The organism is Falsiruegeria mediterranea M17 (genome assembly GCF_900302455.1).
In the GTDB taxonomy this organism is placed as follows: domain Bacteria; phylum Pseudomonadota; class Alphaproteobacteria; order Rhodobacterales; family Rhodobacteraceae; genus Falsiruegeria; species Falsiruegeria mediterranea.
This window is the reverse complement of sequence record NZ_ONZG01000033.1, coordinates 1-2,988: the sequence shown is the minus strand read 5'-3', so window position 1 is coordinate 2,988 and position 2,988 is coordinate 1. Positions and strand designations below refer to the sequence as shown.

The 2,988-nt window shown below is 54.4% G+C and carries 3 protein-coding genes and 1 pseudogene; 2 read left to right on the top strand and 2 right to left on the bottom strand.

Annotated features, from left to right (window positions below; genetic code table 11):
* Positions 1-322: 322 nt before the first annotated feature.
* On the bottom strand, positions 323-904 hold the full coding sequence (locus tag TRM7615_RS25180; protein ID WP_165821550.1) for a TetR/AcrR family transcriptional regulator: 582 nt from the start codon (positions 902-904) through the stop codon (positions 323-325).
* 124 nt (positions 905-1,028) lie between these two features.
* Here TRM7615_RS25180 and TRM7615_RS25175 point away from each other — a divergent pair, with 124 nt between their 5' ends.
* Both TRM7615_RS25175 and TRM7615_RS25170 read left to right on the top strand, forming a co-directional pair.
* Positions 1,029-1,619, top strand: coding sequence for a YceI family protein (locus TRM7615_RS25175; RefSeq protein WP_108792725.1), 591 nt, complete (start codon positions 1,029-1,031; stop codon positions 1,617-1,619).
* 66 nt (positions 1,620-1,685) lie between these two features.
* Entirely contained in the window at positions 1,686-2,222 is a 537-nt protein-coding gene (locus tag TRM7615_RS25170) for a luciferase domain-containing protein (RefSeq protein ID WP_108792724.1), read from the top strand.
* A gap of 100 nt (positions 2,223-2,322) precedes the next feature.
* Here the strand turns inward: TRM7615_RS25170 and TRM7615_RS26090 are convergent.
* Positions 2,323-2,867, bottom strand: a pseudogene (locus TRM7615_RS26090) (helix-turn-helix domain-containing protein); the annotation flags it as partial.
* Positions 2,868-2,988 lie beyond the last annotated feature (121 nt).

Sequence of the window (2,988 nt, the reverse complement as noted above, 5' to 3'; positions counted from 1 at the left end):
GCCATCGCCCAAAACCTCCGGAAACTAGCAAAACTCAAGCCAATGGTGACAACCACCGGCTGACAACAAGCCTCAGCATCGGTCGTTCAATAAAATCAGCGCAGTAGCTAAACGCGCAACGCCAAAAACCAACGACTTTTTCAACGAAATCGGCTGAAACCGGTCGTAGGCGATTTGGATGCATTGGTGTCCACATCGATGACTGACGGCAACGGCGGCTATACGCAGACTGCGACCTTTGCAAAGCCTGACCAACTTCCCCAAAGCCGCCAGTCAGGCAGCCTCTTGGGTTGGTCGCTTTGTTTGCTAATTCAGACGGTAGTCAATGCTCTGAATTGCTTTTGGCGATGGTGCAAAGTAGATCAACATGCTGATTCAACCAATCTGCGTCCAGCGCCTCGTGGCGTATGAGTTTACGGAAATAGGGTGCAGCGATTGCCAACTCGATCAGCTGTTCAACCGGAACTTCGGCATTGATCTCACCGCGGTCTATTGCAGCTGAAAAGACAGCCTCAGCGCTCGCGAATCTGTCTTTCATGAATTCCGTGATCACCAGTCGTGCTTCTTCATCAGTGGACGCAGCTGCGACCACCTGGGGCGCGATTTGGCCCCATGGCGTGTCATTCAACGCGCCCATTAGAACACCGAGCAACCAGCGCAAGTCAGATCGAAGCGGGCCATCGGTCTTGGGAGGAATGTTCGGCGGGGTCGCAATGCGCCTGAACGCGGCGTCTCGCAAGCTTCGGGCATCGGGCCAGTGCCTGTAGAGCGTGCTGCGCGAAATGCCTGTCGCCTTTGAAACTGCGTTATGCGTTACGTGCAGTACGCCTTCATCCACCAAGATTTTTTGCGCCGCATCAAGTGCAGTCTGCCGTGTAGCGACCAGTCTTGGATCTTCTTTCAAGCGTCCCTCCTGTAGAACACATTGTTGCGTTGCGAAACATATTGTTCTATAGATGCGATCGGGCACAAGACCTAATGCCCAAACCATTCTACCAACACATCTTATCTGAATTGGGAGGGTATCAATGTTTAAAACAGCGGCAACCGGACTGGCGGTTTTTTTGTCGATGGGCGCCTCTGCGGCATTGGCCGACAGTGGCACCTACGAACTGGACCCCGGACATAGCCAGGTGATGTTCAGCTATAATCACATCGGGTTTTCAGAGACATTTGGTATGTTCTCGGGCTTTAACGGAGAGATTGAGTTCAACGAAGATGACCCCTCGGCGTCGTCAGTCACAGTTTCAATGCCAGTCAAATCCATGATCACGGGCTGGGATGCGCGCATGCAACATTTTATGTCTGACGACTTTTTTGGCGCGGGCGACGGTGAAGTGGTCACATTTGCATCAACAGGCATCGAAGTGACCGGGACCAATACTGCGAGTATTTCGGGCAACCTGACCATGAATGACATCACCAAACCTGTCACTCTGGAAACAACGCTCAACAAATCAGCACCATACCCGTTTGGCCCCAAGGAGGGCACACCGACTTTGGGGCTTTCAGCCAAGGCGACCATCGTGCGCTCAGACTTCGGGCTGGGAGCGTTTGCCCCCGCCGTGAGCGACGAAATCAAGCTGTTGATCAACATCGAAGCTTTGAAGGTTGATTGACGTATTGCGAGGGCGTCGGCGCAGCGCCGAGCGCCCTTTCCCACCTTCTGACAGGCTGCCAACGACATGAATTCTTCCTTTAAAACACTGATGATCGCTGCGGTGGCAGCACTGATGTGCCCCTTGGCTTTTGCCCAAGAGCACACCTTGCCGGAACGTAAATCTCCTCGTCCTGAAACAACAACCGGAGTGCCCCATATCCAGATAGGCGTAGAAATTGACGCTCATTTGGCCGACTTGTTGCTGGAGCGTGTTGCACAATTCCCTGGGGTCAAGCTTGGCCCGACGCGGGTATCACTGCCTGGCGCGATTGGCTTTCAGCTTGACCGCGACATGGCGTTGTCTCAACCGGGCTCTGTTGTCGGTGGCTTTGAGTTTGCGCATATGCATCCCGATGGCAGCCTGCATGCTTCGCTGGACCCCTCTTTGGCGCGAAAGGCGATTGAGGCCGGATGGGCCGTGGCACACCCTTGGGCCAATCAGCGTCCCGGGTGGAGTGGCTTTGTCATGATCTACACACCGACCACATCTGAAGAACTGAATGTCGTCATCAATCTGGTCGAAAGTTCGTACACTTTCATCACCGGCAACACTTTGGGATAAGCGCGTATTTCTACGAAAGTGCAGGGTGATGCCTACTTCCTGTCAGGGTGCTGTTTCAGCCATCTTGCTTCTGCGCGGTCAATTTCTTTCTTGTATTCTTGAAAACAGGGCTGGTGATCAGATCATGCGCCTTCAGCACGCGACAGACGGAAGCTTCTGATACAAAAAGCTTTATCGGTGGGGGAAAGTCACAGCAAGCTCCCGTGGTGACAGCTCCGTGTCCTTCAGCGCCAGCTTCACGACCTTGCGCCGCACCTGGTCGGGGACGCGGTTCCGGACATGCTTGGGCGTGCGAGATCGGTCCTGCAACCCCGCTTCGCCACGCTGCTGATAACGGTCGAACCAGCGGTAGAACGTTGTGCGGAGGATGCCCAGCTTGGCCAACGTCTGTCGTGCTGACTAATGTGATTGCTCAACAAGGCGGATGATCTCCAGCTTCTCGGGTGCAGAATACCTCATTCTTGGTCGCCCCCATCCCCTGTCATGCTTTTTTTGAGAAGACGCAATTCCCGCGTTTGCTCGGCCACAACTTCCTTCAGATCGTGGGCTTCACGGCGCAAGTCTTAGACTTTGCCGGCTCGTCGCAGTACGGGCCGTGTCACCTGCCAGTCGCCGTTTGCAAGCTTCCATGAACTCCTTTGAGAACGCCGGTGGAATACTGCACCACGTAAGCGGCGAGATTGTCTTGCTGCAGATGGGCTGATTGGCCTGTCCTGTTAGGCTCTTCGTTTTGACGGAGGGCGGGATTGAAGCACGTGGATTTGTA

What these genes read in the sequence shown, in the direction of transcription:
- TRM7615_RS25175 (WP_108792725.1), top strand. Translation starts at nt 1,029, where the DNA reads ATGTTTAAAACAGCGGCAACCGGACTGGCGGTTTTTTTGTCGATGGGC.
- TRM7615_RS25170 (WP_108792724.1), top strand. Translation starts at nt 1,686, where the DNA reads ATGAATTCTTCCTTTAAAACACTGATGATCGCTGCGGTGGCAGCACTG.